Source organism: Ginsengibacter hankyongi (genome assembly GCF_008710285.1).
Lineage (GTDB): Bacteria > Bacteroidota > Bacteroidia > Chitinophagales > Chitinophagaceae > Ginsengibacter > Ginsengibacter hankyongi.
On the sequence record NZ_VYQF01000001.1, the window covers coordinates 189,888 to 203,276 of the forward strand.

Consider the following 13,389-nt stretch of genomic DNA (forward strand, 5'->3'; position numbering starts at 1 on the left):
AAATTATACGCTGAAAATACTGATGAACCGCGCCTTATGAGCTGATATTCATCATAGGGGAAAATGATGTTGAACCATAAATTAATTGTACTGCTTTTTAAATATTTGAGATTGAATACAAAAAACAAAAGAAACATTAATTTGGCACTGGTATGTCATTGAAAAAAACGAAGCTATCAAATGGATATACTTCAAATAACCAGGTAAAACTTATCAGGGCAGGTAAGGAATATTTTAATCTTCTTTTACAACTTATTCATGAAGCAAAAGAGAATATTCATATTCAATCCTACATTTTTGATGATGATGTAACCGGGCGGTTGGTGGCTGATGCGATGAAAGCTGCAGTGAAAAGAAATGTGGATGTTTATTTGATGGCCGATGGCTATGCTTCACAAGGCATGTCAAAATCGTTTGTTCATGGCCTAAGAAACGCGGGTATTCGTTTCCGTTATTTCGAACCATTTTTTGCAAGCAGGTATTTTTATTTTGGCAGGAGAATGCATCATAAGCTTGCGGTAGCAGATATGAAATACGCTTTAGTGGGAGGAATAAATATTGCTGACCGCTATAACGATATGCCGGGAAAGCCCGCGTGGCTTGATTTTGCATTGTATGCCGAAGGCGAAATTGCCAAACAGCTCTGTATTCTTTGCTGGAAAACATGGAATGGTTTTTCACTTAATATGGCTCTAACCCCTTGCGAATTGAAACAAATTAGTTTCTCAATTCCATTAGGAAACCGGAGTGAAGTAAGAATGCGCCGCAATGATTGGGTACGTCGTAAAAATGAAATCTCATCAACATATGTAGAAATGCTGCGAACATCAACAAAACAAGTAACTATTTTATGCAGCTATTTTTTACCAGGCAAAATAATAAGAAAGCAAATTGTAAATGCCATTAAGCGTGGGGTTACCATCAGGGTAATTGCCGCCGGCCATTCGGATGTGATACTTGCTAAAAACGCAGAACGTTGGTTGTACGATTGGCTCTTGAGAAATGGAATTGAATTGTATGAATATCAAAAAGCCATTCTGCATGGAAAGATCGCTGTTTGTGATGACCAATGGATGACCATTGGTTCTTACAACATTAATAACATAAGCGCTTATGCGAGTATTGAGCTGAACTTAGACGTGCGCAATCCCGGCTTTGCAGCACAGGTCCGTAAAACGCTGGAAGAAATTATTGCGAATGATTGCATCCGTATTACCTCAGAGCATCAAACGCGAAAGAAAAATTTGTTAAGGCAATTTATTCGTTGGTGTTCTTACCAGTTTATAAGAGTGGTGTTTTATTTATTTACATTCTATTTTAAACACCTTAATTAATTTCCTTCAATTCTTCTCAACAATCCTTTTACAATCTGCCAGTCCCATTTTTCGAAGCGCCCTCTTTGAACAACAAGCTTATTATCTTCTGGATGTTGCAGGTAATAATGGAAAACAAATCTTTCTTTTGGATTCTCCCAGCCAATGATTTGGCCAAAGCGCAAATCGTTAAACACAAGTGTATCGCTATATTTTTCTATGGTGTAAAATTGCTGCGAAAATCGAATCAGCTTTTGCAGGTCTTCATGGTTGGCGACAGCCTTTAGCAACGAATCATTCCGCGGGAAATATTGAAAGTTGATATATTTTCTCCTGTCGAACAAAGAGCGGAAACCCACATAATAACCGTTGTCATTGCCCGCTACTACATACCACAGCCAGTTTTGCAATGGGGCAGGCGTTGTAAAATATCTTTCATGCGGAATATGTTGGGTTGCAAAAATCTCTTTCACATCATGATTAATTTTTAATTTATTAATGGTGCAATAACCGAGATAAATAAATGGAATAATTACACCGACCTTCCACCAGAATGTTCTTTTTGGGCTATAAGCATTTAAAATTATCAGCATAAAAAATGCAATACCTGGCCATATAGAAAAAAAAGGGTCTGCAACATAGATGGTATTGAAAGAATAACGAGCATGGGTAAACGGTTCCAGCCAGCCTACTCCATAATTGTTAAAGCCATCAATAAATAAATGAACAAATACTTCTGCCGCAAAGAATAAAATCCACGTTCGAAATGCGATGTTATGAGGCCGGTGAATTCTGTCTGCAGTTAATGCAAATATGGGAATAATGATCAACGCAAATAAAATGGAATGAGTAAAACCCCTGTGAGCAAGCAATGCTTCAGAAGTGTTTAACCACGTAGATGATATAAAATCAACATCAGGAATGCTTTGTGCCAGTGCGCCCCAGAACATAGCTTTTTTACCAAATCCTTTTTCAAAAAAAGCTTCGCCAATACATGCCCCGAGTGCTATATGAGTGAGTGAATCCATTTATCAATTAAAGGGTTACAGTAAACTGATTCATATTAAATGAGGGCAATTGTAGTTTAATATAAATATAAAGGAATCCAAAGGCGCTATAAATTTACAATAGCGCCTTTATAAAATATTAGAATTTTCATCATACCCGATTAGGATTTTTCAAACCGCTCTACTTCTTCTAAATCCTGGTCTTCAACTCTTACTGTCACTAAATTTTTAAGACCTTCAAGATGAACCACCCAAATATCCCTTCCTGCTGATTTCACATTTATTGCCGTAGTAATATTATAATCTTTGTAAGCTTGCTGGATCATTTCATGGGTTTGCTCAGGCAAATTATTTTCATGTCCATAGCTGATGTCGTATTTCAGAAAGCCATTCTTTTTGAACAAGGCGTTATGCGCCATGTCTTCTTTAATAAATTTCGCCAGGTAGTCCTGGTCTAATTTATACCATCTAAGATCCTGGGCACCCGGGAACGATTTTCTAAAGGCTTTCCCAAGTTCATTACTAATTTTTGCACTCCCCGTAATTGTTATTTCCGGCAATGTAACAACGGAATCCTTTTGTGCAAATAAACGACCTCCGCAAAAAAGCAGAAGAGCCATTATTGCAATAATCTGTTTTTTCATAAAAAAAATAATTAATTGTGAATAAATGAAAATCAATTCTGGTTCAAAATAGCTCAAATAGAAACCAGGAGCTATGATTTCAGTCAATAATTAAAATGATTGTAGTTAAACTTATTAAAGTTTAGAAAATTTTCCACGCAGCAGTTTTTTTCGCTGAAACACATTTGCCGCCAAAAATTCACCTAAGAATATTTTCCCAGGCACCTTCTGAAACTTTTATAACTGATTAGCATCACACCTGCTTTTGATTGTAGTCATTTATTAAATGCGTATAAAAAATAAATTTTGTTTAGGTGAAATCTATTTTATGCAGCCATTAATTAAAAAATTCTGCGATATCAACCTCGCTGATTTACCTGTAGTGGGTGGCAAAAATTCCTCCCTTGGGGAAATGTTTTCAAAGCTCTCTACGAAAGGTATTAAAGTACCCGATGGCTTCGCCACCACGGCCCACGCCTTCTGGTATTTTTTAGATTACAATTCAATTCGTCAACCGCTGCAACAGTTGATGCAACAACTGGATAAAAAAGATTTTACTAATCTTAAAGAGATAGGCAGCAATGCTAGAAAGCTCATCATGGATGTTTGGTTACCGGATGAATTAGAAGATGAAATTGTATCAGCATATAAAGAGCTGTCTGGTGAGAAAGATATTGAAGTTGCAGTACGCAGCAGCGCCACCGCCGAAGACTTGCCACAGGCAAGCTTTGCAGGCCAGCACGAATCTTTTTTAAATGTTAAGGGTGAAGAAGAATTATTGAAGGCAGTGCAAAAATGTTTCGCATCACTCTATACTGACAGAGCTATTAAGTACCGCGAAGACAATGGTTTTGCCCATGATAAAGTTGCCTTATCGGTAGGCATCCAAAAAATGGTTCGTTCCGATAAAGGTTGCTCTGGTGTTGGTTTTACATTGGAACCAGAATCAGGTTTCAGAGATATTATTCATATAAGCGGCGTATGGGGTTTGGGCGAAAATATTGTACAGGGAACTGTGACACCTGATGAGTTTTTTGTTTTTAAACCAACATTAAAACAAAATAAAAAAGCAATCGTTCAAAAAAAATTGGGTGAGAAAGAGAAGACAATGATATATGCTACAACGCCTGGTGCAACTTCTCCAATTATAAATATTGAAACTGAAAAAGATAAGCGGGAACAATATGTGTTAGCCGATGAAGAAGTAATTCAATTGGCCAACTGGTTTTCAGTGATTGAAGAACATTATCAAAAACCAATGGATATTGAATGGGCCAAAGATGGACTTACCAACGAATTATTTATTGTGCAGGCAAGACCGGAAACGGTTCATTCACAAAAAAATCCATATCATATAAAAGAATATAAACTTATTGCAAAAGGTGAGGCACTTGCGGCGGGTAGTGCCATAGGGAGCAAAATTGCCATTGGTACAGCCCGCATTCTGGAATCGCCGAAAGATGGTGATAAACTAAAAAAAGGTGAAATTGTTATAACAGATATGACGTCGCCCGATTGGGATCCTATTTTGAAAAATGCAGCCGCTATCGTTACCAATAAAGGTGGAAGAACAAGCCACGCATCTATTGTTGCAAGAGAGCTGGGAGTGCCGGCTGTGGTAGGTTGTGGCAACGCAACACAAACAATAAAGGATGGCGAATTAATTACAGTTTCCTGCTGTGAAGGAGAAAAAGGGTTCGTTTATAAAGGCGAGTTGTCATACAAAGAAACGGACCTGGATTTTACCAATATTACAAAACCCCAATCCACGGAGGTGATGATGATTGTTGGCGATCCGGATAAAGCTTTTAAGTTTTCATTTTATCCCAACGATGGTGTTGGACTCATGCGCATAGAATTTATCATTACTCATTTTATACAGGTGCACCCTATGGCACTAATTAAGTTTAATGAAATAAAAGATGCGGCTGTAAAACAAAAGATAGAAGAGTTAACTCATCATTATCCCAACAAAGAAAAATATTTTGTTGATAAACTTGCTGAAGGTATAGCAACCATTGCGGCGGCTTTTTATCCAAAAGATGTTATTGTGCGCATGAGCGATTTTAAAACTAACGAATATGCTAACCTGATTGGAGGAAAAGATTTTGAACCCCATGAAGAAAATCCTATGCTTGGTTTCAGGGGCGCATCAAGATATTATAATGATTTGTACAAGGATGGTTTCCGGCTGGAATGCGAAGCCATAAAACAGGTGAGGGAAGAAATGGGATTAGTAAACGTAAAAGTAATGATTCCGTTTTGCCGTACTGTAGAAGAAGGAAGTAAGGTAATTGAAGTAATGAAGCAAAATGGCCTGGACAGGATTAAAGATGAATCACTTGAAATTTATGTAATGGCTGAAATACCAAGCAATGTGTTGCTTGCAGAGAAATTTGCAGCAATATTTGATGGCTTTTCAATTGGCTCCAATGATTTAACACAGCTTACACTTGGCATTGACAGGGATTCCGCAATTGTTAGCTCACTCTTCAGCGAGCAAAATGAAGCCGCCATGGAAATGATAAAGATGGTAATTCATAAAGCAAAACAAGCGGGCGAAAAAATTGGGTTATGCGGCCAGGCACCAAGCGACTTCCCTGAGTTTGCAAAATTTCTTGTTGAGAATGGTATTGACAGCATTTCTTTTAATCCGGATGCAGTGCTGAAAGGAATTGAAAATATTATTTTGGCAGAATCAAATACGAAATCAAAGATGATGGCACATTTATAACAAACACCACTGTATAAATCACTATAACATTAGAAACAATTTCAGAAAATAAAATTAAATAAGATGAATATTACAATTAAAACATTAGGATTTAATGCAAAACCAGATTTAAAAGATTTTGCACACGACAAAGCAGGGAAGCTTTCCCGTTTCTATGACGAAATCATCGAATGTGAAGTATCTTTTAGTATAGACAAATCATCCACAAAAGAAAATAAAGTATGCGATATAAAATTAAGCATACCGGGTAATGATTTACTGGCAACAGCGCAATGCAAAACATTTGAAGAAGCCACCGCACAATGCGTGGATGCTTTACAAAGGCAAATAGAAAAAAGGAAAACAAAATTAATGACGCATTAAAAAGATAAATCATGGAAACAGGTGACCACCGTCATCTTCATTATTACAACGTGGTTTTATCTTCACGTCGGTTTTTCATAGGATATTGGATTGAAAACGGAGCTGGATGTCTATCCGGCTCCTGTGTTTTAACATCCTGTGATTATAATCATGCGAACCTTTGCCTGCCATCATATCTCGCAATTGGGCCGACACCTATCTTCGGTAAAATATATTGTTCACCCTAAAATTTTTAGTCATGAAAAAAAATAGCAAAGTGTTGATAGCACTGGCTTCTGGTTTGGCTCTCGGTGGATTGCTGGGACTTTTGTTTGCACCTAACAAAGGAAAAGATACGAGGAAAAAAATAACAGATACCAGGGATAAATTTACCGGCTCAATTAAAGACAGCGTTAATAAAGGAAAGGAGAAATTTTCTGAACTTAGAGACGGAGTTAAAGAAAAAATAGTGGTCTTAAATGAAAAAGTAAAAGAGTTTATATAAAGAACATTTTATAGTCAATAAAAAATTAAACTAAGAAAATATTCTAATTCTTTTTAATGACTTTCGGCGTTATAATAAACCCGGAACCGAGAAAAATAATGCCCAAATAGTATCACCAATATTTAATTTTTAAATATAAAAAGATGAATATGGAACACAAAATATTTTGCCAGAGTTGCAGCATGCCTATCGATGATATAAATGACAGGGGCACTGAAAAAGACAAATCAAAAAGCAGTGAATATTGCAAATATTGTTATAAAGATGGAGCTTTTACCGAACCCGAAATGACATTTGAAGAAATGAAATCAACCGTTACAATTCAAATGCAGCAGATGAATCTTCCCAATGATATTATTCAAAAGTCACTCGATAGCCTTGCACATTTAAAACGTTGGCAAGACAAATCGGTTTTAGCATAAACCGTTCTAACGGCATCGGTGACACGACGTTAGTTTTTACCCTATTGGATGGTAGCCGGATGAAATTAATTTACCTCCAACGCATCTTTTGAGAGCAACTCAGGAAAAGGATTATGCGGTTCAGTTTGATACCAGTAAGCCACAGTAGCAATATCATCCTGCAATGGCATATAGCGCCCGTCTGAGTGCCAGCCCAAATCCTGGATGGTAACTTTCAATGAATTTTCGAAACGCACCGGATCGGTAATGTGCCAGCGATACAAACCAAAGCGCTGTTCAATATTATAATGTCCATCGCCGCGAATGACCTGTGCAAGGCCCGTATAAGGCGTACAAAACTCAGTGTACGCTGATGTTTCAACGCCGGATTCATTTTTCTTTCTTGTATCAAAGTCATAAGAACCGCAGAAATAATCTTCTGTTCCGGTGCCGCAGATTGTAGGGTAATCAGTATCTCCATCCATAAAAAATTTTATCTCTCCTTCTCCCCACCATCCGTTGCGGTGAGAACCATAAGCCATATAAGTTCCTACATATTGCCCCTTACCTTTAATATTATCAACTAATACATAATCCTGTTTAAAAGGAAGCGGATTTATCCGGTGGTATTGTGCATGAAAATAGGCTGCATTTTTATCAACATCCGTTAGGACGTAATCAACCTGGTAATATAAAACCATATCAGCATTATCCCGGTTTTCTAAAGTGATTTTACATTTTTTACGAAAGGGCATTGACCAATAACAATTAAATGCGCTTCCCGGGTTAACACAAACTGCCAGGGATTGCAGCGGAGCATATTTGTTCCATCCCATACAAAAAAAATCACCTACGGGAACTTCAACCGAAGGAGTGGTTTCATCATCCCAATACATTCTTATTATTTCATTACGCCAGTTTCCGGTTGGTGTCATCCAGATGTGCTTGATACAACCTGCTTCGTTAATTTCGGCAATGGTATATGTTGAGTTAGATTTTATAACAACGCTTGGGCTTATCTTCCAGCCTTTACCTAACTCTCTTGCAGGCTTAGAACCTGTTCCCGTTACTGCTTTACCTCCTTCGCCTTTGGCGCCATTAAAATTTTCAGGACTTATAGAACGAGATTTCGCGTTAGATAAACGATACAGGTTATCGAGGTTTACATCTATTCCGTTAAAAGAATTGTTTTGCTGAGCACTTGTTTTTAATGTTATAAAGATTAATAAACAGGTAATAATTTTCTTATGCATTTGAAGAGATTTATATTATTAGATACTAGGCTTAATTTTTCTAAACAAAACTATTTTATTTTTTTTCTGCATCATCTTTGCTTCAGTTTCGCTAATGAATATATTGTCAGTCGGCTGCCGAGATAAATATTCAAATAAATTATCCCGGTTTATTAAAGTATTCCATTCCTCATTCAATAAATAATTTTTATTGCTATGCTGAAGAAGAATACCTGCTGATGTTTTAAATAATTTAATCTTATTAAAGTTTACCAGTTCTTCAATTCATCGAGATCTATAAATAATAATTGCTTTGCCAATTCTTTTAATGCTGAATAGTCGCCCTGGAAATGACAGGTTAACTGATGATATTCTTGTGTTTCACCTGGCCGTAGCTCTCTTGCAGGAGAAGAGGATTCTATTTCGTAAAAAGGGCCAAGTTGTGTTCCATCTTCCAGCGGCCCGTCGTTGTATGAATTAATAACATCACCTTTATAAGGTTGCTGTTGAATTTCCCATTTTGAATTAACGTATGCTTCACCGTTATGAACTTCAGGAATTAAAATAGTCAGAACATTTTTTTTAAAATCATAACTACCAACAATGGGTTTTGCAATTGCGGGTGATAGGCCCAGCTTACCTCTTGATTTGCCATCACATCTAAAAAACAAAACGCTGTCCTTCACCATTAACCGATTGGCGGGGATTTTTCCAAAATAATTATCTGTTATGTATGATTTTGCATTTGGCCCGGGAATAAATGGAATAACAACCTTTGTTTGCGGGGTTGGATTCATCATGCCTAATAACCAGATTGAAAGGAGGCCACTGTCTTTTTTCCATTCTCGGCTTCCTGTATTTTTTATTTGATTGGTAGATTCATACGCAACATATTGAACACCTTCAGGAATTGATATGTGGAGATTTTTTTCAACAGCGTTTTTGTTAAGCAATTCAACTTTTCTCTTAATATCAAGATTAAAAGTTGTGCCGGAATAATTGGTGATTACCGCGCTTTTAGAAAATGTTACAGACGATTTATCCTGTTGAACAATGTTGTAAGTTTCCGTATCAACAACTGGCGGCACCTGCCAATGCATAATATTAAATGAATCGCCTTTGTTAAAATAAATAGAATATTGTCCTCCTTCGGGGCCAAGCCAGAATCTTTCTTCACCGCCCACAGGATTAAATTGTTTTTTCTTTTCACCAGACGATATAAGGTTATAATTTATCCATCCATATCCGGAACCACTATCGCCTGTGGCTGAGCTGGTCATAACTCTTCCCTGGTAATCGGCACTTACTAATATTTTCATATTACTATCCTGCAATTGCACTAAGTGAGGTGAATATTTTTTTAGAAATGCAACATCGTAACCGTAGGTACCTTTATTCAATTGTTCAGTGCTCTTATTTTCATTAACGGAACTACTATTGTTACATGCGGCAATAAGAGACAAAAGCAAAATAACCTTTAGTTTATTCATGTCAAGTTATTGTAAAGATTGCTTACACAGGATAAGCTTTTTTAACCACAATAAAGCCTTATAAATAAAAAATTTATAAGGCTTCTGAGTGCCCGGGACTGGATTCGAACCAGCACATCCTTGCGAACGCTGCGACCTGAACACAGTGCGTCTACCAATTTCGCCACCCGGGCTATGCTGCAAATATAAAACCTTCAAGTTACACACTTACATTAAAATCTCTCAATGCATCATTCAGGCTTGTCTTTTTATCCGTGCTTTCTTTGCGCTTTCCAATTATGAGCGCACAACTAACATTGTATTCGCCCGCGGGAAATTTTTTCATATAACTGCCGGGTATCACCACGCTACGTGATGGCACAACTCCTTTGGTTTCCACCGGCTCGCTACCGCTTACATCAATTATTTTTGTGGATTGTGTAAGCACTACATTGGCACCTAAAACAGCTTCTTTTTCAACCCTCACACCTTCAACAACAATACACCGGCTACCAATAAAACAACCATCTTCTATAATAACCGGGCTAGCCTGCAAAGGCTCTAACACACCGCCAATACCGACGCCACCACTGAGGTGTACGTGTTTCCCTATCTGCGCACAACTGCCAACAGTCGCCCATGTATCCACCATTGTTCCTTCGTCTACATAAGCACCTATGTTTACATAACTGGGCATAAGCACCACGTTTTTTGCCAAGTAAGCTCCATAGCGTGCAACCGCATGTGGCACCGCACGAACACCCAATTCTTTATAATTGCTTTTCAATTTCATTTTGTCGTAAAATTCAAAGGGCGGCAAAATGTAAGTTTCCATTTGCTGAATACCAAAGTATAAAAGAATAGCCTGCTTTACCCATTCGTTTACTATCCACCCGTTACTACCGGGTTGGGCTGTTCGAAGTTTTCCTTTGTCCACCTGCTCAATAACATCTCTGATTGCATTGGTGTAATTTTCGTCTTTTAACAGCTCGCGATTATCCCATGCTTCCCTTATCATTTTTTCCAGATCCATAATTTCAATTTTTTGCAAACATAATGTGTAAACACAAAATATATGCAAATGATTAATTGATAACTTTGCGGCACTTATGCAAAAAATTCTGGTAATACAAACGGCATTCACAGGCGACGTGGTTTTGGCAACAGCACTGCTTGAGAAGCTGCACTGGTTTTATCCCGGCGCTCAACTAGATTTTTTGGTACGAAAGGGAAATGAAGGCCTTTTAAAAAACCACCCGTTTTTACATGAAGTATTAGTATGGAATAAAAAAGAAAACAAGAAAAAAAATCTGTTACTCCTTTTAAAAAAAATAAGAAAAGAAAAATATGATACCGTAGTTAATCTCCAGAGGTTTGCCTCTACCGGGATGTTAACGGCATTTTCAGGAGCAAAAGAAAAAATTGGATTTGATAAAAATCCATTCAGTTTTTTATTTACGAAAAAAATAAAACATGACCTTACCAATAGTAAACATGAAGTAGAAAGAAACAATGAACTGATACAACATTTAACGGATGATAGTTTTACAAAGCCTCGCCTCTACCCTTTTGTGAATGATTATAATGAAATAGAAAAATATACCTCTCAACCTTATGTTTGTATGATGCCGGCGAGCGTATGGTTTACCAAGCAATATCCTGTTGATAAGTGGATTGATCTCATCAATAATTTTCCTTCAGCCTACCATATTTTTTTATTAGGTGGTAAAGAAGATGAAGATATTTGCAAAAAAATAAAAGAAAATTCATCTAATAGTAAAATTGAAATATTTGCAGGAAAATTAAATTTTCTCTCGTCTGTTGCGTTAATGAAAAATGCAAAAATGAATTATACCAACGATTCTGCGCCATTACATTTTGCCTCCGCAGTTGATGCACCTGTTACCGCAATTTTTTGTTCCACAGTTCCGGCTTTTGGTTTCTACCCATTATCATCAAAATCTTTTATTGTGGAAACAAAAGAAATATTAACCTGCAGGCCTTGTTCGCTGCATGGCTTGAAAGCTTGCCCACTGGGGCATTTCAAGTGCGCATACACAATCGAAACTTCACAGTTATTATCAACACTTTCAGTATAAAAAATGAAGAATTTTGAAAACGATATTACCAATTCAATAAATGTGCTGCAGCAAGGCGGCATCATCTTATATCCCACTGATACCATTTGGGGAATAGGTTGTGATGCAACAAACGCATCGGCAATTAAAAAAATATATCATCTTAAAAATAGGGAAGAAAAGAAATCGATGATTATATTATTGGCTCGTGAAGGCGATATTAAAAATTATGTTTTAAATCCTTCAAAAAAAATTATTGATTATACTGCTCAACAAACAAAACCAACGACGGCCATTTTCCAAAACGCAATTAACCTACCGGCAGAACTCATTAACAGCGATGGAAGTATCGCGATCAGAATTGTAAAAGACGAATTTTGCCAAATGCTTCTTAAGCGTTTACAAGGACCGTTAGTTTCCACCTCGGCAAATATTTCCGGGGATGCATCGCCCCAAAATTTTAAAGTAATTAGTACCAAAATAAAAAACGGTGTTGATTATATTGTTCAACACCGACAGGACGATTTGCAAATTTTTCAACCTTCTTCTATAATTAAATTAAATGACCGCGAAGAAATTGAAAAGATAAGGTGATCGCTATAATATTGAAAGGCCAACACCTAACTGGATCGCTGAAGCTTTCCAGGTGTTACTATTTCCAATATTACGAAGATCAGTAAGTCCTCCAACATATCTTCCATAAACTCTGAAATTCAGCAATTTTAATTGAACGCCACCAACCAAAGAGAAGTCGCCTGATTTAAATGCATTTTGTCCATTTTGAAGAAGGTTATCATTTTTATTAAGCAATACTCCAAACTGGGGCCCGACTTGTATAGCCAAAAAATGTGTAACATTATAATTAAGCAAAAGCGGAATGCTTAAATATTTCAATTGAATGTCTTTTGCATTCTTTACCCTGAAGACATCACTAAAGCTGGTTGTGGTGTCGTTGTTAATCTGGTTGAATAACACTTCAGGTTGAATAGCAAATTTTTTGCCGAGGCCAATTGTTGTAAAGCCACCAACATGATAGCCAAGCGAGAACTCATTTTTAAATGATTGTCCTTCAATTTTACCAAGGTTGGCGCCACCTTTTATTCCTAAACTAAAAGATTGGGAAAAGGCCGATGAGCCAATAAATAATAAAAAAGCAAACGTGAGAAGTTTCGTTTTCATAATACGTGTTTTAGGGTTATTGATTTCAATTAATATGCCAAGTGCATTTTAAAAAGTTATTCCGATATTAAAATTAAATGTTTGAGCAAACCTGTTATCATGGGTATCTGGTAAATAATAGTTAAGATACAAATCAGGGTTTAAGATAAAATTTGCTCATCGAATAATATATTTATCGCAACGGCATAACGGAGAACTCTGCGAAGAATTTCCTTACTTATGCTGGTAGTTATATAGATTATTTCCAATGTCTATCTCAACCGTGAAATGACCCAAAGCCTTATCGTAATTATTAATCACTTTTTGCATCTCATCATTTTGTAAAAAAAAAATAAAAATCTTCGCATAAAACATTAATTAAAAACATGTGTTGCAGTATGAGGAATTTCATTTTTTTCTAACATTGTCCTGAAACAGACTTCTAAAACAGGACGAAGTTTAATCGGGCAATGACAAACAGGGGCAAATGACTCTATAATAACTATGCTATAACAAGCCAGGTTTTA

General features: G+C 36.8%; 13 protein-coding genes and 1 tRNA gene. 7 read left to right on the top strand and 7 right to left on the bottom strand.

Annotated elements, in window-relative coordinates:
* Positions 1-152: 152 nt before the first annotated feature.
* Positions 153-1,334, top strand: coding sequence for a phospholipase D-like domain-containing protein (locus FW778_RS00840; protein ID WP_150412681.1), 1,182 nt, complete (start codon positions 153-155; stop codon positions 1,332-1,334).
* Here FW778_RS00840 and FW778_RS00845 read toward each other — a convergent pair.
* A complete protein-coding gene (locus FW778_RS00845; RefSeq protein ID WP_150412682.1) occupies positions 1,331-2,341 on the bottom strand; it encodes a metal-dependent hydrolase in 1,011 nt (336 codons plus the stop codon). The genes FW778_RS00840 and FW778_RS00845 overlap by 4 nt on opposite strands.
* 140 nt (positions 2,342-2,481) lie before the next feature.
* Entirely contained in the window at positions 2,482-2,964 is a 483-nt protein-coding gene (locus FW778_RS00850) for a hypothetical protein (RefSeq protein ID WP_150412683.1), read from the bottom strand.
* Positions 2,965-3,271: 307 nt separating this feature from the next.
* Here FW778_RS00850 and ppsA point away from each other — a divergent pair, with 307 nt between their 5' ends.
* From ppsA to FW778_RS00870, 4 genes are all read left to right on the top strand, one after another.
* On the top strand, positions 3,272-5,677 hold the full coding sequence (gene ppsA / locus FW778_RS00855; protein WP_150412684.1) for a phosphoenolpyruvate synthase: 2,406 nt from the start codon (positions 3,272-3,274) through the stop codon (positions 5,675-5,677).
* 63 nt (positions 5,678-5,740) lie between these two features.
* Positions 5,741-6,040 (top strand): ribosome hibernation-promoting factor, HPF/YfiA family, encoded by a 300-nt coding sequence (gene hpf / locus FW778_RS00860; RefSeq protein ID WP_150412685.1) that lies wholly within the window; start codon positions 5,741-5,743, stop codon positions 6,038-6,040.
* 238 nt (positions 6,041-6,278) lie between these two features.
* Positions 6,279-6,524 (top strand): YtxH domain-containing protein, encoded by a 246-nt coding sequence (locus tag FW778_RS00865; RefSeq protein ID WP_150412686.1) that lies wholly within the window; start codon positions 6,279-6,281, stop codon positions 6,522-6,524.
* A 149-nt stretch (positions 6,525-6,673) separates the two neighbouring features.
* The gene (locus FW778_RS00870) at positions 6,674-6,946 is read left to right on the top strand and encodes a zinc ribbon domain-containing protein (protein WP_150412687.1); all 273 of its coding nucleotides are present in this window, start codon (positions 6,674-6,676) and stop codon (positions 6,944-6,946) included.
* A 65-nt stretch (positions 6,947-7,011) separates the two neighbouring features.
* On the opposite strand, the gene FW778_RS00875 is transcribed toward FW778_RS00870, so the two are convergent.
* From FW778_RS00875 to FW778_RS00890, 4 genes are all read right to left on the bottom strand, one after another.
* Positions 7,012-8,178 (bottom strand): glycoside hydrolase family 172 protein, encoded by a 1,167-nt coding sequence (locus tag FW778_RS00875; RefSeq protein WP_150412688.1) that lies wholly within the window; start codon positions 8,176-8,178, stop codon positions 7,012-7,014.
* A 248-nt stretch (positions 8,179-8,426) separates the two neighbouring features.
* Entirely contained in the window at positions 8,427-9,647 is a 1,221-nt protein-coding gene (locus tag FW778_RS00880) for a DUF6786 family protein (RefSeq protein WP_150412689.1), read from the bottom strand.
* A gap of 89 nt (positions 9,648-9,736) precedes the next feature.
* Positions 9,737-9,820 (bottom strand) — tRNA-Leu (locus FW778_RS00885).
* Positions 9,821-9,846: 26 nt separating this feature from the next.
* Positions 9,847-10,659, bottom strand: coding sequence for a 2,3,4,5-tetrahydropyridine-2,6-dicarboxylate N-succinyltransferase (locus FW778_RS00890; RefSeq protein WP_202552018.1), 813 nt, complete (start codon positions 10,657-10,659; stop codon positions 9,847-9,849).
* Positions 10,660-10,735: 76 nt separating this feature from the next.
* Here FW778_RS00890 and FW778_RS00895 point away from each other — a divergent pair, with 76 nt between their 5' ends.
* Both FW778_RS00895 and FW778_RS00900 read left to right on the top strand, forming a co-directional pair.
* Positions 10,736-11,725: a glycosyltransferase family 9 protein gene (locus tag FW778_RS00895; protein ID WP_150412690.1), complete on the top strand. Its 990-nt coding sequence runs from the start codon at positions 10,736-10,738 to the stop codon at positions 11,723-11,725.
* Between the two features lie 3 nt (positions 11,726-11,728).
* A complete protein-coding gene (locus tag FW778_RS00900; RefSeq protein WP_150412691.1) occupies positions 11,729-12,298 on the top strand; it encodes an L-threonylcarbamoyladenylate synthase in 570 nt (189 codons plus the stop codon).
* A 3-nt stretch (positions 12,299-12,301) separates the two neighbouring features.
* Here the strand turns inward: FW778_RS00900 and FW778_RS00905 are convergent, their stop codons facing one another.
* Positions 12,302-12,883: a porin family protein gene (locus FW778_RS00905; protein ID WP_150412692.1), complete on the bottom strand. Its 582-nt coding sequence runs from the start codon at positions 12,881-12,883 to the stop codon at positions 12,302-12,304.
* Between the last annotated feature and the right edge of the window lie 506 nt (positions 12,884-13,389).

Excerpts from the sequence above, each read along its gene's own strand:
- FW778_RS00890 (WP_202552018.1), bottom strand. The coding sequence starts at position 10,659 with ATGGATCTGGAAAAAATGATAAGGGAAGCATGGGATAATCGCGAGCTG.
- ppsA (WP_150412684.1), top strand. The coding sequence starts at position 3,272 with ATGCAGCCATTAATTAAAAAATTCTGCGATATCAACCTCGCTGATTTA.
- FW778_RS00875 (WP_150412688.1), bottom strand. The coding sequence starts at position 8,178 with ATGCATAAGAAAATTATTACCTGTTTATTAATCTTTATAACATTAAAA.
- FW778_RS00880 (WP_150412689.1), bottom strand. The coding sequence starts at position 9,647 with ATGAATAAACTAAAGGTTATTTTGCTTTTGTCTCTTATTGCCGCATGT.
- FW778_RS00850 (WP_150412683.1), bottom strand. The coding sequence starts at position 2,964 with ATGAAAAAACAGATTATTGCAATAATGGCTCTTCTGCTTTTTTGCGGA.
- FW778_RS00905 (WP_150412692.1), bottom strand. The coding sequence starts at position 12,883 with ATGAAAACGAAACTTCTCACGTTTGCTTTTTTATTATTTATTGGCTCA.
- hpf (WP_150412685.1), top strand. The coding sequence starts at position 5,741 with ATGAATATTACAATTAAAACATTAGGATTTAATGCAAAACCAGATTTA.
- FW778_RS00845 (WP_150412682.1), bottom strand. The coding sequence starts at position 2,341 with ATGGATTCACTCACTCATATAGCACTCGGGGCATGTATTGGCGAAGCT.
- FW778_RS00870 (WP_150412687.1), top strand. The coding sequence starts at position 6,674 with ATGGAACACAAAATATTTTGCCAGAGTTGCAGCATGCCTATCGATGAT.
- FW778_RS00865 (WP_150412686.1), top strand. The coding sequence starts at position 6,279 with ATGAAAAAAAATAGCAAAGTGTTGATAGCACTGGCTTCTGGTTTGGCT.
- FW778_RS00895 (WP_150412690.1), top strand. The coding sequence starts at position 10,736 with ATGCAAAAAATTCTGGTAATACAAACGGCATTCACAGGCGACGTGGTT.
- FW778_RS00840 (WP_150412681.1), top strand. The coding sequence starts at position 153 with ATGTCATTGAAAAAAACGAAGCTATCAAATGGATATACTTCAAATAAC.
- FW778_RS00900 (WP_150412691.1), top strand. The coding sequence starts at position 11,729 with ATGAAGAATTTTGAAAACGATATTACCAATTCAATAAATGTGCTGCAG.